The 22,711-nt window shown below is 59.4% G+C and carries 22 protein-coding genes and 3 pseudogenes; 8 read left to right on the top strand and 17 right to left on the bottom strand.

The annotated features are described in order from the left end of the window. Positions 1–66: 66 nt before the first annotated feature. From NKI25_RS16630 to NKI25_RS16615, 4 genes are all read right to left on the bottom strand, one after another. The gene (locus NKI25_RS16630; RefSeq protein WP_352829977.1) at positions 67–222 is read right to left on the bottom strand and encodes a DUF6074 family protein; all 156 of its coding nucleotides are present in this window, start codon (positions 220–222) and stop codon (positions 67–69) included. A gap of 177 nt (positions 223–399) precedes the next feature. Then, entirely contained in the window at positions 400–909 is a 510-nt protein-coding gene (locus tag NKI25_RS16625; protein WP_352789531.1) for a helix-turn-helix domain-containing protein, read from the bottom strand. A 666-nt stretch (positions 910–1,575) separates the two neighbouring features. Continuing rightward, positions 1,576–1,920, bottom strand: a complete 345-nt coding sequence (locus tag NKI25_RS16620; protein ID WP_352789536.1) for a hypothetical protein — start codon at positions 1,918–1,920, stop codon at positions 1,576–1,578. Positions 1,921–2,008: 88 nt separating this feature from the next. Beyond that, the gene (locus tag NKI25_RS16615; protein ID WP_352998747.1) at positions 2,009–2,722 is read right to left on the bottom strand and encodes a ParA family protein; all 714 of its coding nucleotides are present in this window, start codon (positions 2,720–2,722) and stop codon (positions 2,009–2,011) included. 723 nt (positions 2,723–3,445) lie between these two features. Between NKI25_RS16615 and NKI25_RS16610 the strand changes: the two genes are divergently transcribed. The 4 genes from NKI25_RS16610 to NKI25_RS16595 all read left to right on the top strand — a co-directional run bounded on the left by NKI25_RS16610 (position 3,446) and on the right by NKI25_RS16595 (position 7,715). Next, positions 3,446–3,847: a MobC family plasmid mobilization relaxosome protein gene (locus NKI25_RS16610; protein WP_352998746.1), complete on the top strand. Its 402-nt coding sequence runs from the start codon at positions 3,446–3,448 to the stop codon at positions 3,845–3,847. 3 nt (positions 3,848–3,850) lie between these two features. Beyond that, positions 3,851–6,295 carry a relaxase/mobilization nuclease domain-containing protein gene (locus NKI25_RS16605; protein WP_352998745.1) on the top strand — a complete coding sequence of 815 codons (2,445 nt, stop codon included), beginning with the start codon at positions 3,851–3,853 and terminating at the stop codon, positions 6,293–6,295. Positions 6,296–6,301: 6 nt separating this feature from the next. Next, on the top strand, positions 6,302–6,601 hold the full coding sequence (locus NKI25_RS16600; protein ID WP_352998744.1) for a hypothetical protein: 300 nt from the start codon (positions 6,302–6,304) through the stop codon (positions 6,599–6,601). Between the two features lie 646 nt (positions 6,602–7,247). Beyond that, the gene (locus NKI25_RS16595) at positions 7,248–7,715 is read left to right on the top strand and encodes a Ros/MucR family transcriptional regulator (RefSeq protein ID WP_352829985.1); all 468 of its coding nucleotides are present in this window, start codon (positions 7,248–7,250) and stop codon (positions 7,713–7,715) included. Positions 7,716–7,939: 224 nt separating this feature from the next. Here the strand turns inward: NKI25_RS16595 and NKI25_RS16590 are convergent, their stop codons facing one another. Next, positions 7,940–8,716, bottom strand: a complete 777-nt coding sequence (locus tag NKI25_RS16590; RefSeq protein ID WP_352829987.1) for a DUF1194 domain-containing protein — start codon at positions 8,714–8,716, stop codon at positions 7,940–7,942. Between the two features lie 629 nt (positions 8,717–9,345). Here NKI25_RS16590 and NKI25_RS16585 point away from each other — a divergent pair. Further along, positions 9,346–11,466, top strand: coding sequence for an alpha/beta fold hydrolase (locus NKI25_RS16585; protein WP_352829989.1), 2,121 nt, complete (start codon positions 9,346–9,348; stop codon positions 11,464–11,466). Between the two features lie 481 nt (positions 11,467–11,947). On the opposite strand, the gene NKI25_RS16580 is transcribed toward NKI25_RS16585, so the two are convergent. Next, complete coding sequence (locus NKI25_RS16580) at positions 11,948–12,367, bottom strand: cupin domain-containing protein (RefSeq protein WP_352998743.1); 420 nt, start codon at positions 12,365–12,367, stop codon at positions 11,948–11,950. Between the two features lie 133 nt (positions 12,368–12,500). Between NKI25_RS16580 and NKI25_RS16575 the strand changes: the two genes are divergently transcribed. Continuing rightward, positions 12,501–14,072 carry a winged helix-turn-helix domain-containing protein gene (locus NKI25_RS16575; RefSeq protein ID WP_352998742.1) on the top strand — a complete coding sequence of 524 codons (1,572 nt, stop codon included), beginning with the start codon at positions 12,501–12,503 and terminating at the stop codon, positions 14,070–14,072. Between the two features lie 158 nt (positions 14,073–14,230). Here NKI25_RS16575 and NKI25_RS16570 read toward each other — a convergent pair whose 3' ends face one another. The 9 genes and pseudogenes from NKI25_RS16570 to NKI25_RS16530 form a co-directional block, all read right to left on the bottom strand. Further along, a complete protein-coding gene (locus NKI25_RS16570) occupies positions 14,231–14,560 on the bottom strand; it encodes an MAPEG family protein (protein WP_352830349.1) in 330 nt (109 codons plus the stop codon). Positions 14,561–14,730: 170 nt separating this feature from the next. Beyond that, positions 14,731–16,245 carry an amino acid permease gene (locus NKI25_RS16565; RefSeq protein ID WP_352830346.1) on the bottom strand — a complete coding sequence of 505 codons (1,515 nt, stop codon included), beginning with the start codon at positions 16,243–16,245 and terminating at the stop codon, positions 14,731–14,733. Between the two features lie 100 nt (positions 16,246–16,345). Continuing rightward, a complete protein-coding gene (locus NKI25_RS16560; protein ID WP_352830344.1) occupies positions 16,346–16,690 on the bottom strand; it encodes a hypothetical protein in 345 nt (114 codons plus the stop codon). A gap of 237 nt (positions 16,691–16,927) precedes the next feature. Further along, positions 16,928–17,137 (bottom strand): hypothetical protein, encoded by a 210-nt coding sequence (locus NKI25_RS16555; protein ID WP_352830341.1) that lies wholly within the window; start codon positions 17,135–17,137, stop codon positions 16,928–16,930. Then, positions 17,077–17,421, bottom strand: a complete 345-nt coding sequence (locus NKI25_RS16550) for a TRAP transporter large permease subunit (RefSeq protein WP_352998741.1) — start codon at positions 17,419–17,421, stop codon at positions 17,077–17,079. The genes NKI25_RS16555 and NKI25_RS16550 overlap by 61 nt, the downstream gene beginning before the upstream one ends. A gap of 50 nt (positions 17,422–17,471) precedes the next feature. Then, positions 17,472–17,978 (bottom strand): annotated as a pseudogene (locus NKI25_RS16545) (transcriptional regulator); the annotation flags it as partial. Positions 17,979–18,270: 292 nt separating this feature from the next. Beyond that, positions 18,271–18,798 carry a class I SAM-dependent methyltransferase gene (locus tag NKI25_RS16540; RefSeq protein WP_352830336.1) on the bottom strand — a complete coding sequence of 176 codons (528 nt, stop codon included), beginning with the start codon at positions 18,796–18,798 and terminating at the stop codon, positions 18,271–18,273. 545 nt (positions 18,799–19,343) lie between these two features. Beyond that, positions 19,344–19,673 (bottom strand): hypothetical protein, encoded by a 330-nt coding sequence (locus NKI25_RS16535; RefSeq protein WP_352998763.1) that lies wholly within the window; start codon positions 19,671–19,673, stop codon positions 19,344–19,346. After that, positions 19,633–19,926 (bottom strand): annotated as a pseudogene (locus NKI25_RS16530) (DnaT-like ssDNA-binding protein); the annotation flags it as partial. The pseudogene NKI25_RS16530 and the gene NKI25_RS16535, both read right to left, overlap by 41 nt. 67 nt (positions 19,927–19,993) lie before the next feature. On the opposite strand from NKI25_RS16530, the gene NKI25_RS16525 reads away from it, so the two are divergent. Continuing rightward, positions 19,994–20,176 carry a CsbD family protein gene (locus NKI25_RS16525; RefSeq protein WP_352789641.1) on the top strand — a complete coding sequence of 61 codons (183 nt, stop codon included), beginning with the start codon at positions 19,994–19,996 and terminating at the stop codon, positions 20,174–20,176. Positions 20,177–20,457: 281 nt separating this feature from the next. Here NKI25_RS16525 and NKI25_RS16520 read toward each other — a convergent pair whose 3' ends face one another. Together NKI25_RS16520 and NKI25_RS16515 are read right to left on the bottom strand one after the other, a co-directional pair. Then, positions 20,458–20,838: a hypothetical protein gene (locus tag NKI25_RS16520; RefSeq protein ID WP_352998740.1), complete on the bottom strand. Its 381-nt coding sequence runs from the start codon at positions 20,836–20,838 to the stop codon at positions 20,458–20,460. Between the two features lie 7 nt (positions 20,839–20,845). Then, positions 20,846–21,027: pseudogene (locus NKI25_RS16515) on the bottom strand (major capsid family protein); the annotation flags it as partial. A 390-nt stretch (positions 21,028–21,417) separates the two neighbouring features. On the opposite strand from NKI25_RS16515, the gene NKI25_RS16510 reads away from it, so the two are divergent. Next, positions 21,418–22,305: an ArdC family protein gene (locus tag NKI25_RS16510; protein ID WP_352998739.1), complete on the top strand. Its 888-nt coding sequence runs from the start codon at positions 21,418–21,420 to the stop codon at positions 22,303–22,305. Positions 22,306–22,711 lie beyond the last annotated feature (406 nt).

Raw genomic sequence — 22,711 nt, 5'->3', positions numbered from 1 at the left:
CCGCTATTAAGCTGGTGCGGCCCGCGAGGAGGACTGAAGTCAGAGAAGCGCCCGCATGTCGGCCGCTCAGCTTGTGCCTGCCGGAGTTGAACGAGAATTGTCTTGGCGGTGCTGCGCCAAGAAGGCATTTGCGTCCTCCCGGTTCTTGGATTCTAGGATCCGGGCGATACCTTTGACCAATTTCCGCCGCCGATGCAGCGGAAACGCTGGTGTTTGAGTCATCGATCACCTCACCCGGATCGCCCAGGCGCAAAGTACGGATGCGACAGTGACATTCCGCAGCCACAACCGCCTTTTGCGGGCTCTCGGAGCTTAAGAAGGTCGATGCTTAAGGCGTGCCCCTATGAATGCCTGGCGGTGATGCTCCCGCCCGGCGCCGCTCATCGCAGCGCGGGGCGCCTAAAGACGTCCTTCTTCTCCCTTTTGCGCCTCCGCCGCTGCTCCGTCTGCGGCACGCTCCAGCGCAACCATTTTCTTTACCAGGGCGAGCAGATCGCGCTTGGTGCCATGCGGCAGAGACACGACCTGTTGGGCGAGTTCCATGGTGTCGCGCGCTTCCTCCGGCGTGCGGCCCCATAGATGCGGGGCAGCGCTGAACAGCATTTCCATCGGGATGAACCCGAGGATTTCGCACAGGTGGATCATCCTGGTGACGTGCATTTTTGAGAATGCGCGTTCATAGCGGCCATAAACCTGCATCGAAAGGCCAAGCAAGGGAGCGAGCTCTGCGCGAGTCAGATCCTTGTCCTCGCGCGCCTTGCGGATGAAGGTGGCAATTCTTTCATCGATCTCGCCGAGGGTTTTGATGCCTTCGAACCCTGGGCGGCGGAAAACAGGTTTGTCGATCTCGGGATCGATCGTCTCAACCAATTCCATTTTGTTTTTATAGGCGTCCATATCCTTAGCCACGTCCTCTCCCTTCTTGCCTTTTTCCAGTCGCGGACAGGGCGACGACCTCAATCAAACATTTGAAAACGGGATTGACCCAATTACGCCCCGGGATTCTCTTGCACAGCGATTTTCCAGAAGCGGGCAGTGAGGACAGCGCTTTCCGCTACTCGCAATAAGCAACCATCAGGGCCATGCTGCGCTTGCCTTGCATGGTTCTTTCCAGCGGAAGCCTGCATTCATAACGCCCTTGAGCTGGCGCGGGGATAGGCACTGCCCACTGAGAGAAAATCAGCGCGCCCTGGCTGCAACCATTCGCCAAGTACCCGGCTTTCCCTCGAACACAGCTTCGACAAGTTTTTCCCCATCGACCCACCCCAAATGCGCCAGGAGTTCGCACGCGATAGAATCCCTGCCAATACTAATACATCGCTTCACGGTAACCGTCGATCCAGTCCCGTGCATTGAGATATCCCAATTGGATAAGCGAAACAGCTCGCCTTTGGCGGTTTCGTCAGATGGCCGGATGGCAGCATCGGGAGCGGATTCCATAAGCCCGTTCAATGGGGAAGCGGCTTTTGAGCCTTCACCCAAGTCGAAGCCTTGGCGACCGACCAAGGGTGCGGCGTAGATGCCAATAAGGATACCGATTGTCATCCCGAGCAGGAGGCCTCGACCGCCCATGGATCAATAGCCGTTGTCTCGGAGGAACTGGTCGATGGCTGCCTTTATAATCACCGTCATCTTGATGTCGTTGTCGAAGGCGGCCTTTTGCAGTCGCATCTTGGTGTCGTAGTCCAGCGGGCAATTGACGTAGTGCTTGGCTTCTCGCGTGTGCGCCCGTTTGAGGTCGCGCAGGCGATAGCGTCCCTCCTCCTGAGCCAGGGCACGTTCGGTCGCCTTGCTCTTGCGCTCTTCACCGCTCGGGTTCGGCAGACTGCGCCGCGGCCGTTCTCTTGACCCATCCGCTACCGAAACCGGCGCCGCTGCTGGTTCCCTAGCAGCCGTTCCAGCCTCTGCCTCTTCCGACACAGAGGCTGGTTTCGTTGTGGCTTTGGATGTGGCTGGCTTCGGCCGTCGCGGTGCGATCGGAAAGTCAGAGACGGACAGTTTGCCTGGTTTAGACATTTCCCACCTTTTCCCGGTTTGCCGCGATATGGCGATCGAGCTCGGCCACAAACGTCGCGATCTCCGCGCGACCCTTCATGACCGGGTCAGTCAGTTCGAGCATCTGCAAGGTGCCGAGACCGTTGCGGATTTCGCGGTAGCAATTGCGTTCGGTGAGCTCGGTTTCCATCAATGTCGATTCATAGCCATTGTCGCGAAGATTGGCGATGAACGGACGGATCAGCCTGTAAGCCTCGAGAACACGGCCCGGAAGGGCGATGCGCGTCACCACGTTCACGTGGGGAATCGTGCGCCGCTGCCTGTCGCCAATATCCGCCGTGATGGTGGCGGCTTCGCCGGCCGCCTTGATTTCATCCTGGTTCGGCTGAATTGGCGTCAGCACCAGGTCGGAGTTGCGGATGATCGTATCGCGGATGACGCTGCCGACGCCGGGTGAGTCCATCAGAATCACGTCATAGACGCCGTCTTGTTCGGCAAGTACGGTTTCAATGCTTCGCTGCGTTGCCGCGCTGTGCAGGTCGATGTTGGCCGGAAGATTGTCCTTGGCCTCACAGCGCTTCCACCATTCGGCGAGGTTCTGGCGCGGATCGGCGTCGATCAGAAGAACCTTCTTTCCTTGAATAGCGTACTCGCCGGCAACGAGGATAATGACCGTCGTCTTCCCGGCGCCGCCTTTTCCGCTGATCGCGCAAATCCTTCGAGGCATGTCTGATCCCTCTTTTGCCGTCCCGAAGTCGACGCGGCAGGCCGTCGCCACGCTCAATGCCTCCTCTTGGGCACCAGCATTTCCAAGCAACAGCATTTCCAAACGAAGCGAGTGCTTGGTTTCGCATGGCGTTGTTACACGATGCGATCACACCTCACTATCGTAGCGTGTGATACTTCAATCACATCTTGCTTTCACATCGTAACGTCATGGCATGTGAACACACCGTGTGAACAAGTCGTGTGAAACTGTATCAACCGCGCGCTGGCGTTGAGCAAACCGTGGAGCCCGCCAGTTCGACGCAATTGTCCCTCGCTTGGCCAAAGAGGCCGTCCAGCGCCGCCGCAGGCCTTCCCGCTCCTTTTGTGGTGAACCCCGGAGCCGCGCGAAGGTCGTCTGTGACGCTGGCACGCAGTCCGCCGGGGCGAAGAGCGGAGCGTCCCTTGCGGACGAGTACGAGGGGCACACAAAGGCCGACAAAGCGGTCCTGGAGGTGAACCCTGAAGAGCGTTTTAACGTTTGATAGCAGGGGCGAAGGCCCTGCTCATGGTCGTGATAAAGTCGAGCGAAGTGTGGGCCGCTCGAAAACTTAATTTTATTGAGTATGAATTTCACCTCTATTGATGGTGGCAGGATACGGAAAAATGTGCGACATTCTTCCCGACGATCGAGGAACAAGCCCTCGATGCCTGCCGCAAGCGCCAGAGAGAGGGGCAAGGGCAAATGGACGACGCGAAATTCGAGATCCGGCTCGAGCCGGACCGGAAGGGTCGAATGGTGCATGTCCGCGTCAGCGCGGACGAATATGCGGCGATCGAAAAGGCCGCTGAGGCGGCCGACATGACGGTTTCCGGGTTTTTCCGGTCGCTGATCATCGAGGGAGCGGGCGCTCGGCCATTCCTTACCGAGGAAGACCGCCTCGTGATGGCATTGCTGCTGGAGGATATGCGCGCGATCGGCGTGAACCTCAATCAGGTCGCGCGGGCGCTCAACAGCGGCAAAGGCGTTCATCCGAGCGACGTCGATATCAATCTCGGGAACGTGCAGCGCGTCCAAGCGGCCGTTATGACGGAGTTGCGAACGCTGGCGAAGCGCGCAGGCTATAAGCGGCGAGGGGAGGGGTAAGGGGTGGAAATCTTCTTCGGCGCCTTTACGAGCGAATGGGAGCAGCGCCGCGCGGCGTTGCTGCATGAGCTATCGCTTGGGCCAAAACGCCGTTCGTCGGCCGAAGACGAAATGAAGCGCCGATTGAAAGCGATGGCCGAGCTGGGCGGCGGTGGTGCTGGTGACGTTGGCAGTCAGCCGAAAATGCGGCGGGCGGTCGCCAAGCCGATCTTCGCGACCGAGACGCGGGCAGCAGCGGTATCCCGTCCAATAGAAGCGCGGCTAGCGGCGGTGGCCCAGGGCAGCCAGCCCGCGGTTGTCAAAATGGCATCCTATGGCGGCGGCGCGAGGGTAGGGACGATGCTGAATTATGTGTCGCGCGGCGGCGAGCTCGCGGTCGAGAACGAGAACGGGGAGCGCATCAGCAGCCGCGAGGATCTAGCGCGGTTGCGGGGTGACTGGAACCATCTGTTCCAGAACCGCGCAGAGAGCCGCGATATCGGCAGCTTCACCGTAGAGATTGCGACCGCGGCGGTTTCGTCAGACGAGGCGATGCACGAGCTGGCCAGGAATAGTTTGACGAGCGCGTTCGGCGATCGGCGCTATGCATATGCGGTCACGCGCCAGGCCGACGGCGCGCTGACGGTTCAAGGAGCGGTCGTTCTCAGAAGCGGGCAGGGGGAGCGGCTAACTGGCGACGACAAGGCCGCCAGCATTATTCAGGCGCGATATGACGCGAGTACGGCCGCGCAGGGTGCGGCCGCGCGGTTCTCGTTCCAGGGCTACGGCAATGGTGTCGAGTATGGCGCCAGCAAATTGAGGAGCCTGGTCGAACGTCATGACGACAACGTTCGCGATGACCGCGGCCAAGTCATCGGTGACGAAAAGCTCGCTGGTGACCTCGTGCAAAAGGAATGGCGCGGTGATCTGCATAGCCGCAAAGGCCGCGACGTGATGCACCTGATCATGTCGGCCCGGGCCGGCACGAACATCGAGGCGTTTGAAAACGCTGCACGCGACTTCCTTGCCGAGCAGTTCGCCGGCCATCGCTACGTGTTTGCCATGCATGATCCGGCCAATGATCCGAAGGAAGAAGGGGAGGGGGGCAAGCGGCCGCATGTCCATGCCCACGCGATCATCACCATGCGATCGGAATTCGGCGTTCGGATCGAGACGAGCCCTCAGGTGTTTCGGGAGTGGCGGGCAACAATGGCGGAGAAGGCCCGGGCGCAGGGAATAGCGATGGAGATGACCGATCGTCGCGAGTTCGCCAGCCCGCCCGGCTTTACCCGCAATCAGGTGAGGCCGGTGAGCAGGGAAGGGCGGACCGAGCACGTCGGGACCAGCGAGGCGGCACAAGGACGGTACGACGCCAAGCGGGGCGGACGACGCAGTCTGGCGAAGGCCGAAAGAAGCCGGGAGTATGCCATAAAGGCAACACAGAGTTGGCAGAAAATTGCGCTCGCCAGCGGTGACCGGCGTATTGTCGCTTATGCAGAACAGCTGCGGAATCGTTTGACAGCAAGCCTTTCGGCAGGTCAGGCGAAAGCGAGCGTAAATGTCGTCCATACAGATTTCGGATCGAAATTCCGCGCCAATCTGGTAACCTTGCAGAAAGTCGTTTTGGAGGGCCAGGAAATGCGCGAGACAACGCGGGCAGAATTTGAAGCATATGAAAAGAAGGTCGAGACCGCCTTGTTCGGGCTGGAACGGAGTGTCGGTCCGGACGAGCGAGACGACTTTGATGAAGTCGCGTCTGTCGCCCGCGAGCATGTGAACGCCCGGCGCGAGCTCATGGAGCTTTACGAGATGAAGGGCCAGGCAGAGGCGGCGCAGGGGACTGCGACCGAGCGAGACGAGCGCGGCAAGCGTCGAGACGATGCGAATGAACAGTGGGATGCGTCAGTCGCCAAACACGGTGCGGCGGTTGTCGAGGCGGCAAATGACGTTCTTGTGGACATCGAAACTAGTCGCGAGGTTTTGGATAGAACTGAGGCCGGTGAGCTTTCCAACGATCCAAGAGTATTGCGAGCTGATATTGAGCGCGGACTGGCTCGCGCGGCAGAGCTTGCCGTCCAGGGCAACACCTATATGCGCGAGGTGGCCGAGAACGATCCGGAGCTCAAGCGCGCCATCGAGGCGGCAGAGCAGACGCAAGAGCAGCCGGCAGAAGAGCAGGGCAAAACTCCTGCAAATGTCGATGCCGTGAGCGAACAGCAGCGAGATCCTCGCCCCGAGGAGGCGGAGCGCCGGCCGGACGAACCGGCCGAGCAGGCTCACGAACTGGCGTCGACCATAGATGCTACAAATCGGCTGCAGGATAAGTCAAACAGGGACAAGGAGGCCGCACAACGCGGCGGTGAAACGACGCGGACCGATCCGGCGCAACAGCATATTCCTCGCCTCGAGGAGTTGGAGCGCGAGGAACTAGAAAGAAAGGAACGCGACCGCGACGACCGGGACCGTTGATGGGCCATGTTTAATCGACAGGATTACGTTTACCAGAGCAGCGACCCGAAGGGTGACGAGGGGTTTGGCAAGGTATTTGCTATCGTCATCTGTTTCGTTTTCTTCCTGGGTGCACTGCAGGTTGCTTATGAAACCGTGTCTGGCTGGTACCAAAATTTCGTGCAGTGGGCAGCGACATGCTGGCTTTTTTGGCCGGCTTTTGGCCGTTCTGATAGTTCCGGGCCCCCGGGCGCTCGAGATGGCGTGATCGCGGAAGGTGGCCCGGAGCACGGCAAATCACCTGCTAATAGCGCCAACCTCGCCTGAATTCGTCAATGAACCATCGCTCGACGTCGTCCCGCACCGAAGTACTGCTTCGGAATTTTAAGTGGCCCGGCGACTTCTGCTCAAGCCAAGAAAAGAAATCGGAAAAGCTTGGATTCTCTGGCTGATGAGGAAGCCCACGCTCTTCAGCCCATTTTGTGCAAAAGTAGCGAACACCCTGTTCTGCTTCATCCTTGGTCATGAGGGATGATGACAGGTGGTCACCCAAAGGCAAGTGTTCTGCTCCGACACAAAGGAAGGCACCGACGACACCGGTCCGTCCGAATGGCGCGTATGACAGCCATTCGCGTCGCCACGTCCCGCCGATCAATTTGTGACGGCAATTGAGAGCGACAACCCGCCGAGCTTTAGAGCCAAAAGGAAAGTCGGCGGCCCATCTTTCAATGAGCATTGCCTGAACCCGCCGACCTGCGGATTGCCAGTGGCCCCGCGATTCGCAGCTTTGCCGGAACGAAGGGGTGCCGTCTAGCAATGTAGGCGTGTACAGTTCCAGGTGCGGAAGTTTTCAACACTCTGCCTTAAACCGCAGCGGCCGGCCGATGGTCCCAAGTTTCCGTTCTGTGGCCCTGCTTCTTGCGCGATCCGCCTTTCCCCCATACGAAAGCGGAATAGCAATGGGAGTTGATGAATGACCGAAGAGAACAATCACCAGAACGCACAATTAATGGAATTGACCGCGGATATTGTCGCGGCATTTGTCCAAAAAAACTCAGTACCCGTAGCAGGCCTGCCTGATCTTATTTCTTCAGTGAACTCCGCTCTCGTTAGCTTAGTCAAGCCAGCTGAAGTTGAGCAGCCAACACAGATCCCGGCGGTCAATCCGAAAAAATCTGTGTTTCCCGACCATATTATTTCGTTGGAAGACGGGCGCAAGTTCAAGTCGATCAAACGGCACTTGGGCCTACTTGGCATGACGCCTGACGAGTATCGGGCCAAATGGGGGTTAGCGCGGGACTACCCCATGGTGGCACCAAGCTACGCTGCACAACGGTCAGAGTTGGCGAAGTCAATCGGACTTGGTCGCAAGGCAGGCGCAAAAATGCCTACCAAGAAGGACCCAGCCAAGAAGGCACCAGCCAAGCGGGTGAAGGCGTAAGACCCTGACTTAGGCAAGCGGACCAACGCGATGACACGCCAATCCATTGCCGAAGAGCTTGAAAGCGCTGCTGGTCGCATTGCGGACATTTCGCGTGCGGATTTGCAGATCATCTTGCGGCGCGCGGCATTGATGCTCAGAAACGTCGCCGGCGTGCCGCTGGAGCCAGCAACTGAGGACGCAGCACCGATCTGGGTGAGGCCACACTTCCGAGATGACTGCGATCACAGGACAGCCCCGCTCGTTAATACAGGAATGGACCCGACTTCTCGAACCAGCTTGTTTAGTATGGCCCACTGGAATTCGCGGAGACCGTCGGCTGGAATAACGAACGAGCCTGGCCCCCCAATCACATGCCGCTCATAATATTCCGCGGTCGTCTCACCATTTTCTACTTCAGCGCCGATTGGCAGACCGTTGATGACGATATTTCTGTGAATTGCTCTCTGGCGACTGTCCTCAAGTGAAGATCCGTCATTGTTTGCCCCGTCGCCAGAGATATCGATGACCAAGCGCGACGCTGGGACAGGCAGATTTTGCAAGGCCTTAACCGATGCATCGATCGCGTATGAGATGGATGTTTTCGCGCCATGCGGACCAGGGCCTTGCCTGTCCGACTTTTTCCGGATTGTTGCCGCGATGATGCCCGCATCATTTGCGTCAGAGAGAATGGCCCAGTCCAGCCGAGTTTCTAAGGAGCCGAAGCTCGACCATTCGACGAAGGTGACAACTATCTTGCCGTGTCTACCGCTTTTGATCATCTTGAGCACGGCGGTCGATTCCAAAGCAGCTGCGTAGCTCTCACGTTGCAAATTTGCCTCGCTTTGACTGATTGAGCCGGACACATCGGCTGCAAGGACAATTGCAACGTCGACTACCATCGACTGGTCAAGAAAGCGCTTCTCGTTGACTCCGAAAGAGCCGTCATGAATAGGCTGGTCAGCGATCACCAGTATTCCAAACAGCCACGCAGTCAAAACAGAAGACGAGAGGGTTTCCATCTCCAATCACCCTTGCAACGCTTGCCTCAGTGTGGGCACATAAAGTTAAGCTAATTTAGCAAGTATGCAATCAGAAGTGAGCTTGACACCTGATGACGGACGGGGCTGTCAACGCGCTTTAAACCACACCCGCGGCAGTGGTTAATAGACCTGGGACAAGCAGGCTGAGGCATCGTGGCTATTGAAGGCTGGATCGAAAACGCCTTGCGGTCTCTCCCATGGGAGCAACCAGGCGCCTGAGAAAATCCCTCCCAGCACCTGCTATCAGCACAAATGCGCGGATTGTGGTGGTCCGCAGATCGAATCTTCGGGCCGCTGATGCTCGGCCGGCCCGCTGCTTCTCGAGATAACGCGCGAGCGCAATATCATGGCGCAGGGGCGCAACCTCGCAGCCCAGCCGCCGGTTCTGCCCGGGATCAACATGCCAGAAAGGCCACTCGTTCGGGTGTAGCATAGCGTCCTCCTAAGGCAAGGCTGCCTCGTCCCGATAATCTCCTCCACCGCCGTGAAAAATGCGCTGGAACAAGCGTGATGAATTCGTGAAAAGCGCCAACGCCGGCAAAACGACAGTTGAATTAGAGACGGCGACGCAAAAGGATCGCCGGCACTTCTGTGCTATAGTGGATCCGATGGCAGGGCCTCATCTCTATCTACTGGGTGGTTTCGACTTTGCCGGTGATGCGGCGATCGTTCCCGCTCTCAGCCGCAAGGCGCGGGCCATGGTGGCTTATCTCGCCCTGCAATCCGGACATGGGCAGTCGCGCGAGAAGCTCGCGACGCTGCTTTGGGGCGTCAACGGCGAGACTCAAGCCCGAATGAGCCTGCGGCAGGCCGTCTCGACCGTCAGGAAGGCCATGCAGGCTTCTGGCGGCGGGCAGTTCCTGACGGAGGGCGACAAGATTTCGCTCCATGTCGATGGTCTAGATTTCGACGTCGCGCGGTTCGAGGCGCTGGCCGCCAGTTTACAGCCTGACAACCTCGAACAGGCGCTTCACGTCTATCGCGGCGACCTGCTCGACGGCTTCGGTCTGAAAGAGGAGGCATTTGAGGATTGGCTGCGGATCGAGCGCGAGCGCCTGAGGGCGATGGCTGTCGCGGCGCTGGACAGGCTCCTCGCGCACTACTGCGCAACGAGCGATGCTGCCTCATGCGTCCGCGTGGCAACGCGCCTGCTCGCCATGGAGCCGCTACGGGAGGACATCCATCGCACCTTGATGCGGGCCTATGTAGCCCAGGGCCGCGTCAACCTAGCTCTGAAACAATATGAGAGCTGCCGCGATGCCTTGCGGCGGCAGCTCGACTTGCGACCCGAGTCTGAAACCCGGAAGCTGTATGAAGACCTTCGGGCGCGCCGCACATCGGACGCGGCTTTTCCAACAGCCAGAGCACAGACGCGATCCCAAGCCGGTGAACGTCCGGATTTCTCAGGTCAGCCCATCAGGCCGCCGACGCGCTACGTCAAATCGGCCGGAATCAACATCGCTTATCAGGTGACCGGCGACGGGCCGATCGACCTGATGTATGTGCCTGGATGGGTCTCCAACGTCGACCTTGCCTGGTCGTCGCCGCGGCTGGCGCACGTGCTCCACCGCCTCGGCGCCTTCTCGCGCCTGATCCGCTTGGACAAGCGCGGCACTGGGCTGTCCGACCGCAACGTCGGTCTGCCGACGATGGAAGAGCGTATGGAAGACGTGCGGGCAGTGTTGGATGCGGTCGGCTCGAAACGCACGGTCCTGTTCGGCAGTTCCGAGGGCGGCCCCATGTGCATGCTGTTCGCGGCGACGTATCCCGATCGCACGGCGGCACTCGTGCTCAACGGTGCCTATGCCAGCGGCAGATGGTCGAAGGATTACCCCTGGGCCAGGACGAGCGAGCAGGTCGAAGAAGATTTGGCGCTCGTCGAGAGAGAGTGGGGAGAGCCAGCGGACATGAGCAACGCAGCGCCCAGCCTGATAAACGACAGGTTCGAGAGAGAATGGTTCGCCGCCTACCTCAGGAATTCAGCCTCGCCGGCCGACGCGACCGCGCTCTGGCGCTGGGGCACCGAAATCGATGTTCGCGACATTCTGCCGGCCATTCACGTTCCGACACTGATCGTGCAGGCGACGGGCGACCGCTGGGTAAAGCGGGAAGAAGGACGCTACCTGGCAACTCATATCGAGGGGGCCAGATATGCTGAACTTGCCGGTCGGGATCATGTGATCTGGGGTGAGAACTCCGATCGCCTCATCGACGAGATCCAGGCTTTCGTCACTGGTGCCTTGCCGACGGCGCCAAGCGAACGGCTTCTGGTGTCGGTGCTGTCCCTGGAGATAGAAGGTCCGCCTTCTGATGCTGGCGAGGATCTGATTGAGCGGCACATCGAGGAAATCCGTGGCCAACTGCTCGCTTCCGAAGGCAGGCAGATCAGGCGCTCGGCAAGCGGATTTTTCGCCGTGTTCCAACGGCCGACCCGGGCAATTCAATGCGCAGTAGCGATCCGTCATAGATTGGGTAAATCCCGCCTCCACATTCGCGCGGCAATCCACATTGGCGAATGTGAAAGACGCGGCGATGACCTCGCTGGCACCGCAATTGAGATAGCATCGTGCCTGGTTGAACACGCCAGGCCAGGCGAGATCATTGCGTCGCGGACGGTTCGTGATCTCGCTGTCGGTTCCGGCCTGGAATTCGAAGAGCATTGCGAGAGGGAAGCAAGCGAGCTGCTTGGAGGCCTGCAGCTTTTTTCCGTCGGTTGGCCAGCAGCCTGACCGTTCGCGAAGCGTCGCGTGTCCGGCCATGTTAACCACCGCAGGACAGTTGCGGTCCGTCTGTCAGCGACAAGGTAACTTAGTTGCGCTGCCGTGCCGTCGTGCCCGGACCACCAGTTCCACCGGCATTACGATCTGCCGCGGAGGATTGTTGGCGAACACCATTGCCGCTGCAAGCCGCCCCTTACCGACAATGTCCTGCGCCACAGTCGTGGGGGGTGGTGCGCGCCGAGGAAGCACAGCGCATTATCGCAGAGGTCAAGCGGCTAGCACCTGACTATTCGCCACTGGAGTTTGCGCAAACCGGCATAGCATTCGAATATGCAAGTGATATTCGCTTCCGGCCACGCGACGTTGTCGGCTGGTCGCGCAGCCGGATGCGCGCCGGCTCAACAGCCGACGCAATGTATGAGGCCGTCCGGTCATCGCGGGTGCGCTATAGGCGCCATGGCGACCGGAATCTGGGCCAGGCAACTCGGCTCTAACAAAGGTCGACGTGGACGACCAACTGGCCCTCTGCGGGATGCCGGGAGATATGACCTTTGCCGGTTCTGTCTTCCGCCAGCACTATGCTGCCGGCGGCGAGTCGGCGAATGTCGCCGTCGCTCGTTTCGAATTCAACTTCGCCAGTAAGCCAAATCACCAGCTCGCGACGCGGCGGCTTGTGCCAATCCACCACTCCCATGCCGGCAGGCACCCGGCAGATGTTGCATCCGGTCGCCGCAAGCGTGTCCGTCAGACGCAGTGGCGGATGGCCGTTGAAGAAGACTCGGGGCAGCAACGCGAGGTCCACCTCTTCCATATGCGTTTCCCCCTCGGCATCGGCGTAGATATGCAGATAGGTCACGCACTCGTCAGTGGCGCGGGTGGCATATGAGACGGTCTTTACGATTTCGCGCATGATTTTCTCCTGATCGTTACCGGATAGATGCGCGAGCATTGTGTGCGCTTGCCAGCACAAAGGCTTTCGGGCGATCTTGTGGATCGCGGCAGATTTACGGGTCATTCGCTTGAGAACTGCGAAGGACGGCAAAGTGCTGGTTGAATTCGATAAATTCCTGCTCGACACTGACCGACGAGAGCTTAGGGGCAGCGACGGGGGAGTGGTTCACGTCGAGCCGCAGGTCTTCGACCTACTCCTCCATCTTGCGCAGAACGCCAACCGGGTCGTCAGCAAGGATGAGTTGATCGAGCATGTCTGGAACGGCCGAGCCGTATCGGATGCGGCACTCAACAGCCGTATCAACGCCGCCCGCCGGGCGATCGGCGACAGTGGCGAGAGGCAGGCGATCATTCGAACCGTGCAGCGGCGGGGCTTCCTGCTTGCCGCCGAGGTCAGGACGGGAGCTAGTGGCGCCGCGGAGGCGGCCACCCGGCAACACGCGCGAGCCGAGGGTACGCTGCCCCGGTTGGCCCTGCCGGACAAGCCGTCGATTGCCGTCATGCCGTTCAAGAACCTGAGCGGGGATCCGGCGCAGGACTATTTCGCTGACGGGATGGTAGAGGACATCATCACGGGACTCTCGCGCATCAAGTGGCTGTTCGTGATCGCGCGCAATTCCACCTTCACCTACAAAGGGCAGCCTGTCGACGTGAAGCGGGTCGGTCGCGAACTGGGTGTGCGCTATGTGCTGGAAGGCAGCGTCCGCAAGGCGGACGAGCGCGTTCGGATCAGTGCACAACTCGTGGAGGCGGAAACCAGCATTCACCTTTGGGCGCACCGCTGCGACGGCCATCTCGACGACATCTTTGCACTACAGGACGAAATCACGTTGAGCGTTGTGGGTGCAATCGAGCCGAGCTTGCGCGATGCGGAAATCGAACGCGTCAAACGCAAGAGGCCCGACAATCTCGACGCCTACGATCTCGTTCTGCGCGCCCTTCCTCACGTCTACGTAGCCATGCCGGAGGGGGCAGCCAAAGCGGTGCCGCTGCTCGAGCGGGCGCTGGTGCTGGAAGCCGACTATGCCAGTGCCCATGGCCTACTCGCCTGGTGCAACCAGTTCCTGTTCATCCGAGCCGGCTTCAAGGAGACCGACCGCATCGCGGCCATTCGCCACGCTCGCGCAGCAGTCACCCATGGTCGCGATGACGCAACCGCGATGGCCCTGGGCGCGTTCGTCATCGGGCTGGTGGAGCATGATCGCGCTGCTGCCCGTGAAGCATTCGAGCGGGCGCTTGCGCTGAGCCCCTCTTGCGCCTTCGCCCTCTTTCTTGGCGGCATTTTCCTGGCCTGGACCGGAGAGGCGGAGCGGGCGATCGAGTGGGCCGAACGTGCGTTGCGGGTCAGCCCTGTAGACCGGTTTGCCTTTGGGGGTCACCAAGCCGTAGCGATCGGCAATTTCATACTTGGGCAATACGAGGAAGCGGCAACCGCTGCCCGGCGAGCCGTCTTGTCCAATCCAAGCTTCAGCGTGACCCAGAGCCTCTTGGCGGCGGCGCTTGCCAAACTCGGGCGAACAGCGGAAGCCAAAGCCGCCGCCAGGCAGGTGCTTGTGCTGCAACCATCCTTCAGTTCGAGTGGATACTGCAATGCCATTGGGATCACGCCCGCGCTGGCTGCAACGCTGGTGGAAGCATGGCATCAGGCCGGTCTGCCGCCATAGGAGTCTGTGCTTAGCCAACAAGACCAAGATGTCTGGATTCGAGCAATTCGGGTTTGACGATATCCAGCGTGATCAGTCCGGCGCGATGCCGCCACCCGGCACGATCGTGTGGACATGGGGAGCGCGACCTCTCCGTGCTGGCCCTCGGGGTGCGGGCACTATAGCTCGGGCCAGAGTGCCGCTAGCAAAAGCAGCACAATTCCAACGAATGCGACATTCCAGGCGAGCGAACGAACCAGGGGAACGCCCGCTGCGTAGGGCGGAAGATAAACCAGCCTGGCTGAAAAATAGAGGCCAGCTCCCCATTGGCTGAGGCCGCTCTCACGAGCGAGCGCATGGACAAGAAAGACTCCAGCCACGAACACCGGGAACGTCTCCAGGAAATTCCGAAGTGACTTCGAGGCGTCCTGCGACCCCCGTGAGCGGAGGGGCTTCCGGGTCGCGAGCACTGGCCGTCCAATGATAGCCTCGCTGTAGGCTAGCCGCATGAGAGGCGAGAATAATCTGGACAAAACAGAGCATGCAACTCGCTACAAGCATCACCATTTCGAAGCTCATTCAACCTCGCACTTCGCTGTTAGTCGCACGAATTGCCGGAGCGCACCGATTAAGGCGTCGCTCCGGCTCTTCAGTGCCTTGGATGCTGACAACGTCGACTCTATATCGAGGCAGTGCCTTCACGCTGCTTGACGGCGAATTCCTCCTCCGGCGAATAGACTAGCGTTCTGCGGCCATAGGCGCCGAAATAGACGATCGCCAGTGCATACCAGACTGCTACTCCGATGATGCCCTGGCGGTATAACGGGTCGGTAAGCTGGAAGCCGATGGTAATCAAGGCGATGATCACGGTCAGCCACGCGCCCAGCACTCCAAACGGACTCCGGTAAGGGCGTTCAATGTTCGGGAAACGACGGCGCAGTTGCAGGAAGGTCAGCCCCTGCAGAAGATACGAGAACATAGCGCCAAAAACAGCCATGTTCAGGAGCGTGCCGCCGATGTAAGTGCCGGCGGCCCCGCCGCCCTGGGTCAGCCAGATCACCACCATCACCAGAAAGCCCAGCAGCGATCCTGCGGCAAGCGCCACGTTGGGCGTCTTGTGCTCGCCATGGGTTACCGAGAGGAAATGCGGGAAATAGCCCGCGCGGCTCAGCGAATATATTTGCCGTCCGTAGGCGAAGATGATCGCGTGGAAGCTGGCGACCAGCCCTGCAACTGCGAACAGCGCGAGGACCTTCGCCCAGCCTGCTCCGTAGATGACCCTGAAGCCGTCAAGGATAGGCTCACCCGACGTTCCGTACGCAAGGGATCCGTCGGGCAGGGCCGGGTTGATGATCAGGATCAGGAAACCTGTGACCAGGAGTGTAAACATGCCGAGCATGATGCCTTTGGGCATATCACGCTTGGGATCCACCGATTCCTCGGAGGCAAGTGGCAATTGCTCAATGGCGAGGAACAGCCACACCGCAAAAGGCATCGCAGCGAAAATGCCTCGCAACCCGAACGGCAGGAACGGCCCGTTTCCCTCCGGCAGCGCAACTGCAGCGCCGTCGGGTCCCACTCCGATATTCATCGCGTTCTTGGCGAAGTCGAATTGTCCCGACGCAAGTGCGCTGACGAAGAAGAACACTAGGATCGCCAAGGCGATGAGCGTTACAATGACGGTGACCCCGAATGAAAGCGCCACGCCACGCACGTTCAACCCGACGAAGACCAGGTAGCCGGCGAGCCACCAGATCGGCTGCCAGGCATCAGGCGTGCCGGTGATGGCCGTCATGTAGGTGCCGATGAAATACACCACGACTGCCGGGGTGAGCACGTATTCGATGTTCTCGGCGATGCCGGTAATGAAGCCGCCCCACGGTCCGAACGCGGTGCGCGCGAACGAATAGGCGCCGCCGGTATGCGGCAGCGCAGGGCTCATCTCCGCGATCGAATAGGTCAGGCCGAGATACATGATGGCGATCAGCACCGTTCCGATAAACATGCCGCCCCAGCCGCCGACGGCAAAGCCGAGGTTCCAACCCGAAAAGTCGCCCGAGATAACGGCTCCGACGCCCAATGCCCAAAGCGAGAAGACGCCGGCGTGACGCTTCAGCCCGCGTTTTTCAAAATATTCAGAACCGGGAGTGTGATAGAAGACACCCCCTTCGTGTTTCTTGGATTCCCCAGCCATCGTTTTGTCCCTCTCTGTTGAATTACAGGTGTTCCAAATGCAAGGCGATCTGGTAAGACAGTCTCGTCACAACCCCTTTCCATTTGCGACACTGGTAGTTTCATTGGTTAGACCACCAGCTGTGAAGAGTTGAGGCTAAAGTTGCAGATTTGCTGCCGCTTCCCTTGGTTCCGACCAACGCGTCTTCTGATCTATAGATCAATCCTGGCTCGAGGATCCATTCACCAGCGGAGAGCGATTCGATATCGTAACGTCCGTCAGAAAGGCGTGCTGCAAGCCCAACATAGCGATAGCGAGCGCCGGAGGAATCTGTGACTGAGCCAAAGATTGGTCGGTCTGCGAGGTAGCCGATGATCGCGCTTTCAGCACCTGATTGCGAAACCGCGGGACCAGCAATCCTGAGTGTGTAGTACTCGAGCGGAACGCTTCTCGTGCCAAGGCGCATCAGCTTATTCCTCGTTAAAGGAACGCATTGCGCAGTATGCTCGCACGGGCTCAATAAATCCATCCACATGATGGTTCGCCCAGACAATACACCTGTTTTAACTCACCACCACCTTCGTGCTGAGACAGGTCTCCGCCAATCAGAGCAGCTGCTGTTAGCCTCAATTCGGCAGACAGCTCCACCAGTGTGGAGCCGAACGCCAGATGATCCGGGCTGGCCGTATCAAAAATCGACGATCTAATAGGTCACATATACCATTTTGGGCAACCACAGCGTGATTGCGGGAAATACAATGCACAGGCCGACGCCGACGGCTTGCAAGAACAGAAAGGGCAGGGCGGCCCGGAAGATCGTCGCCATAGTTATCTGCAGAGGGGCGACGCTCTTCAAATAGAAAAGCGAATAGCCGAAAGGCGGGCTGAGGAAAGGCCATCTGCATGTGACCATGAAGATGATGCCGTACCAGAGCGGCACGTCGCTGGAGGCCACACCCGGAAGGCGAATAGTCCGTCGAACTGGAGGCGCTTCAGTATCGGCGGCACAGTGAGAAGCAGGATGCCAACCCAATCAAGAAACATGCCGAGCACGAACAGGATCACCATCATCAGGATGAGCACGCCATAGGCCACAAGGCCGGTGCCGAGGATCGAATCGGAGACGAATGTCTGGCCGCCCTTGAGGATGAAGAAGCCAACGAACATGGTGGCGCCGAAAAAGATCCACATCACCATGGCGGTCGCCCTGCTCTCGCGGCGGCTTCAACTGCCCTACAGCCGTCGGGCTGGAGGAAGAGACAATGGTGGCACATCGCCGCGTTGCCGTGCGCCAGCGCATAGGCAGGATCGAGTTCGATGACACGTTGGAGCAGCACGAGCGCCCGCGTCACCTGCTCGGGCATGCCGGAATCGACGTCGAGTTGCGCCCGCAGCACGAGGCCGTAGGCATCGAGACTGTCGGGGCGCTTACGTTTCACCCTGGCGATTTCGGCGCGCCGCACACTCGGCGCAATCGCGCCCACAGCCGACAGCGCGATCTCATCCTGAAGTGCGAAAATATCGTCGGACTTGCGGTCATAGCGCGCTGCGCACACATGAGCACCGGTCGACGCATCGATGATCTGGCTGGTCACGCGCACGCTGTCGCCGGCCTTCCGCACACTGCCTTCGAGTACATAGCGTACGCCAAGTTTGCGGCCGACCTGCTTCACGTCTACGGCACGGCCTTTGTAGATGAAAGTCGAGTTTCGCGCGATGACGAAAAGCCAGTTGATGCGTGCCAGGCCGGTGAGTGGCATGTTGGCGAAAAGACCATCCGTGCAACCTCGGGAACCTATTTGTTCATCCCGCCGGGAGTGCCGTCTCAAACAACGCCAGGGACCGGCTTGGGTCGGCTCCAGCCGAAGTGCAAGAGCGGCTTTGGAGGAGCGCTACGAACGTCGTCTCATTTGAAAGCGGATTATCGCGGACGCGAACTTTTGACTCGTGCGCGACTGTAACGGGTCATCAGGGCAATGCAGAGGGATGACTCCGTTTCGCCCCGCCGTTGGCGATCATCATCGCAGCCCACGGCCACCCGACAGACTAGTTCCAATATTTGAAAACTCTCCCGAGACGGTTTGGCATCATGAATAGTTGCTCCGCGTTGGCAAATCCAGCTTGATAGCCCATCGCCGTCCAAGTGTCGGCCGGCTCAGGGAAATCAGCTAGGCGCATGTGGCTCTCCATCGCGGCGAATTCGTCATCTGTCACAGCTGCAAACGCAACCCGACACGCTGAAAATCGATCGAGCCATTCAGCTCGGTTTTCTCCCTCAAGCAGTGTAGGCTCCCAGATCAGGAATATGCCACTTCGGTTCAGTGCATCGTGCACATCTCTCATCAGCCGAGCCTTCCCTTCAGGCTGTAGATGATGGAGCGACATTCCAATCCATACCACGTCGACGGGCACGGTCCATTCGGACATTGCTTCAACGAAATCGCAACATCGTAGCTCGATAGGACACGCCAAAACCTTCAGTGCTTCGTTGGCGAGTTCCAACGATTGTGCAGAAAGGTCGATGCCGTAGTAGTGCTCGACAGAGGTTCCTTTGAGCGCCGCCGATTCTGGCATTCAGAGGATGGCGGCGATTGGGTACGGCTGGCCAAACTAACCGCGTGGAGTTCGCTGCCGATGGCAGACCAAGCCTCTGCCAACTACCGCGGCGCGGCAGCGAGCTTGCTTGCGAAGCTTCGTAAATCGGGCCGTTTCGACCGGTCTACCTGATCTTTCTCAAAGTCGGATAGCGGTGGCGTGATGGCGAGACACACGGTAGCGCGTCGTGTGGATCATGTCCTACGAGTCTGAATCAAAAAGAATGTCTTGATATCAAGCCCTTACGGCGTCGGTGGCCCGCAAGGGCGAATTGGGACCTACAAGTTCAGCAATGATGGGCAAATTGTCCGCGTCGGTCTGAACTACCATTTCTAATCACTTTCAGAAGTATCAGACCGGCTTTTCTTCGTTAGGGCCGATCTGAACGCTGTCTTCGGCACCGTCGATGGTGCGCTTGATTGTGGCACGGCAGTTGCCGCCCACAAGGATCGACGGTGACTGTCCTGGCCGTTCCTTTCGAGTTGCTTTTTGGGAGATTGTCCGGAACCGCCGGGCGCGGGTTGCTAAGGCGCTTCCGGGGTCAGCGGCGTCAGCGTTGCCGGCGCCGGAACGATGTCGGAATAGACGGTCGGCGCGGTCACCTCGATCGGGAAGGCCAGCTTCTGCAGGACGTGCAGGTGTAGGTGAAGCGCGCCTCTTAATGCGCCCGGCCGAGCGCGGTCGCCAGCGGGAATGGAGCGCTGATAGGTCTCGCGGCCCTCCGGCGGATAGCCATCGATCAGCGGCCGGCGGCCGACCGTATAGGTCGATGGCACATGGACCATGCCATCCGAATCGGTGACATAGCGCTCGCAGCGAGCCGGGATTGACCAGTTCGAGGTAGGCGGCCTCATACGAGGCATCGATAATCCGCTGCGGGATCAGATCGCTGGCAAGCGTCGAGCCGTAGACGGTGGCGCCGGTGTGCGGCCATGCTCTTTCCTGCGCCAGACCGCCTGTAGGCTGGCCGGGGAAGCGCATCCCATACGTGCCGTCGATATAGGCGCTGCCGCGCTGGCGAGCCGCAGAGATCGTCCCTACAGGCACGGTATAGCCGGCTGCGGCCGCATAGGCTGTGAAGCCTGCATCGTCACCGTATCCAGCCATGACGAACCCTCACGCTCTGGAACATTCAGGTTCCGCTCACGTTGATTTCTGCAAAAGGAGAAAAGCTATGCACAAGGACGAGGTTAAGGGTTCCGCGAAGAAACTGCGCGGCGAGGTGAAGGACAAGATGGGCAAGGCAACGGGCGATGATAAGCTTCGCGCTGATGCAGCCGCTGACAAGGCTGAAGGCAGCCTTCAGAAAGGCGTTGGTAAGGCGAAAGACAAAATTCGAGATGCCTTGAAGGATTGATAACAGTCTGTCCTGGCATTTCCATTTGGATTTCTGGCGGCCCCCACATCGGCCGCCAGATTCGATGGACTTGGCAGGCGCGGTTAGAACACGTCGAAGAGCCATAAAGAAAAGATCGCGATCGCTCCAAGCACATAGAACCCAAGAAGCCAGACAACGGGGGCGAAGATACCAATGTCCTCTTTGAGCTTCATAGCAGCATTGTGTAGTGATCTATATCTACTCATCACATACACCCCACCCATCCGTACATATAACCATGGCGGGATATTTTCGTTCCATCATTGTAGACGCTTCAGCTTGCTCCTTAGCATCGTGAGGTGCGGCAGTTGCCGGCCGCACCTAACGCCGGTCACTCCGCCAACTTGGCGACCGACGAGCTCCTTGAGCTTGTCGGTCGGGATGTTCTTGGCATAGTCGATGCCGAGCTTATCCGCCTGCTTCTTGAGGTCCTCGCGTTCCGTGTCGGCGCCCTTGCCTTGGAGGAATTCGTCGGACTGGGACGAATTCTTACCGGCAAAGGAGAACCAGCCGGTTGCCTTGGCAACTTTCTGTTCGGCTGCGCTCACGTCGACATCGACGGTCTGGGCCGGATCGAGGAGAACCGGACCGCTGGTGGTGTTGATACGCGCGGGCCTGCCTGGTTGTTGGTGTTTCATCATCGCCTCCTTAGATGCCGTCGAGATAGCGGATCAACTTCGGCCGGCGGATATCGACCCCGCCGAGACGGAAGATGCCGGGCACGTCGAACTTGATCGGCCCGGTCTGCCATGCGGGCAGGAACCGGAAGGGCGTCGGCATGTGGAACTTCAACACCTCGCGCGAGCGGTGATAACCACCATGCGCTTGGTGAAATATTTCGGCAGAAATTTCTGAGCGGGTCAGCCGAACAGGCTACTCTCTTTGACATCTCTGAAGCGTCCATCCCCTCACTGCGACGCCGGCTGGTCCTTCCCGGAAAACGATCATGGCCCCGGATGCCGCCAATAACTGCTTTCATTAGGTTATCCGCTTGGCGTTGTTTAGCGGACTTTCAACGCTATGCCCTCTAGTTGACCGGCCAGGCGTGATCGATGCGGCCGGCCGTCTCCATCCGTCGGGTGATTTGACCGACAAGCTACGATAGCCCCTCCCCCATGCAACCGCTGACGCGGTCCTCCACTCCGTTGCAGCCCTACGGGTGCATGAGCTCGTTTCGGCTATCTCCGGTCTTTGCCGTCAACCAACGGATGGAGACGGCCATGCAGAACATCAAGGACACCTACCAGCGCATCACGGACACTATTGTCGAACAGCTTGAAGCCGGCACCAAACCCTGGATCCGCCCGTGGCGCGGCAATGCCCGCCGCAGCGCGATCGTCCCGCGGCGCGTGACCGGAGAAGCCTACCGCGGCATCAACGTCATCATGCTGTGGGTCGCAGGCCAGATGTTCGGCTACGAGGAAAACACCTGGATGACCTACCGGCAGGCCCAGGACTTCGGTGGTCAAGTCCGCAAGGGCGAAAAAGGCACCCTCGTCGTCAAGTACGGCACGTTCACGCCGAAGGATCACGAAGACGACGAAGACCGCGCGCTTCCATATCTGAAGGGCTACATCGTCTTCAATATTGAGCAGATCGAGAACCTGCCGGATCGCTTCTTCAGGCCGGCCGAGGAGCTCCCGGGCAATCCGGTTCCCCACATCGAGACCGTCGAGAGCTTCGTCCAGAACACCGGCGCAAGCGTCAGCTACGGTGGCACCAAAGCCTGCTACCGGCCCACCATCGACGACATTCTCATGCCTGACCGCGAGCGTTTCGACAGCGAGGTTCACCTCTACTCGACTTTGCTACACGAGGTTTCGCATTGGTCCGGCGCAAAGCATCGCCTGGACCGCGATCTGACGGGCAGGTTCGGCAGTGAAGGCTATGCCCTCGAGGAGCTCGTTGCGGAGTTCGCAGCATCGTTCCTGTGTGCCGACCTGGGCGTGGCGCATGATCCGCGCGACAACACAGCCGCCTACCTGGCGAGCTGGCTCGCCGTCCTTAAGAATGACAAAAGAGCCATCATCACGGCCGCTGCGAACGCGCAGGCCGCTGCCGAGTATCTCACGGCCCTGCAGCCAGCCGCCGGACAGGAAGCCGCGTAAGGAGAAGCGGTTATCGGGACGGCGGCGGGGGACTTCGGAGCGGTATCACAGCAACGATCCTTCATTGTTTCACGCGGTGCAGGGCAGCCTCAGCGCGGAGCTGGAAGCCAAGCCCCTCCATGCGGCCGATCAATCATCCCTGATGGTGACGCACAGCCGCTAACCGCGCCGCGAGCACTTAGTGGCTCCATCGGAACTGTGGCCAGTCCGACAGCTCGTGGATATAGGAATTCATTCTCCGCACTTCATGCGGAGAATATCCAGCTTATTCTCCTCAAAAATGTGCGCAGATTGCCGCCTGTATTGTTCTCCGCATGGGTAATCCGAGGGTACAAATGTGGCAGACGGCACTATGGCCTAACCGCGATGGCATACGGAACATTTATTCTTCCATATCTACGCACAC

This window comes from Mesorhizobium sp. M0808 (assembly GCF_040320025.1).
Taxonomy (GTDB): Bacteria; Pseudomonadota; Alphaproteobacteria; order Rhizobiales; family Rhizobiaceae; genus Mesorhizobium.
This window is presented reverse-complemented; position numbering and strand designations above follow the sequence as displayed.

Coding starts and splice junctions, on each gene's coding strand:
- NKI25_RS16630 (WP_352829977.1), bottom strand. CDS start 222: ATGACTCAAACACCAGCGTTTCCGCTGCATCGGCGGCGGAAATTGGTC.
- NKI25_RS16615 (WP_352998747.1), bottom strand. CDS start 2,722: ATGCCTCGAAGGATTTGCGCGATCAGCGGAAAAGGCGGCGCCGGGAAG.
- NKI25_RS16610 (WP_352998746.1), top strand. CDS start 3,446: ATGGACGACGCGAAATTCGAGATCCGGCTCGAGCCGGACCGGAAGGGT.
- NKI25_RS16600 (WP_352998744.1), top strand. CDS start 6,302: ATGTTTAATCGACAGGATTACGTTTACCAGAGCAGCGACCCGAAGGGT.
- NKI25_RS16595 (WP_352829985.1), top strand. CDS start 7,248: ATGACCGAAGAGAACAATCACCAGAACGCACAATTAATGGAATTGACC.
- NKI25_RS16590 (WP_352829987.1), bottom strand. CDS start 8,716: ATGGAAACCCTCTCGTCTTCTGTTTTGACTGCGTGGCTGTTTGGAATA.
- NKI25_RS16585 (WP_352829989.1), top strand. CDS start 9,346: ATGGCAGGGCCTCATCTCTATCTACTGGGTGGTTTCGACTTTGCCGGT.
- NKI25_RS16580 (WP_352998743.1), bottom strand. CDS start 12,367: ATGCGCGAAATCGTAAAGACCGTCTCATATGCCACCCGCGCCACTGAC.
- NKI25_RS16570 (WP_352830349.1), bottom strand. CDS start 14,560: ATGCGGCTAGCCTACAGCGAGGCTATCATTGGACGGCCAGTGCTCGCG.
- NKI25_RS16565 (WP_352830346.1), bottom strand. CDS start 16,245: ATGGCTGGGGAATCCAAGAAACACGAAGGGGGTGTCTTCTATCACACT.
- NKI25_RS16560 (WP_352830344.1), bottom strand. CDS start 16,690: ATGCGCCTTGGCACGAGAAGCGTTCCGCTCGAGTACTACACACTCAGG.
- NKI25_RS16555 (WP_352830341.1), bottom strand. CDS start 17,137: ATGGTCACATGCAGATGGCCTTTCCTCAGCCCGCCTTTCGGCTATTCG.
- NKI25_RS16550 (WP_352998741.1), bottom strand. CDS start 17,421: ATGGTGATGTGGATCTTTTTCGGCGCCACCATGTTCGTTGGCTTCTTC.
- NKI25_RS16540 (WP_352830336.1), bottom strand. CDS start 18,798: ATGCCAGAATCGGCGGCGCTCAAAGGAACCTCTGTCGAGCACTACTAC.
- NKI25_RS16535 (WP_352998763.1), bottom strand. CDS start 19,673: ATGAGGCCGCCTACCTCGAACTGGTCAATCCCGGCTCGCTGCGAGCGC.
- NKI25_RS16525 (WP_352789641.1), top strand. CDS start 19,994: ATGCACAAGGACGAGGTTAAGGGTTCCGCGAAGAAACTGCGCGGCGAG.
- NKI25_RS16520 (WP_352998740.1), bottom strand. CDS start 20,838: ATGATGAAACACCAACAACCAGGCAGGCCCGCGCGTATCAACACCACC.
- NKI25_RS16510 (WP_352998739.1), top strand. CDS start 21,418: ATGCAGAACATCAAGGACACCTACCAGCGCATCACGGACACTATTGTC.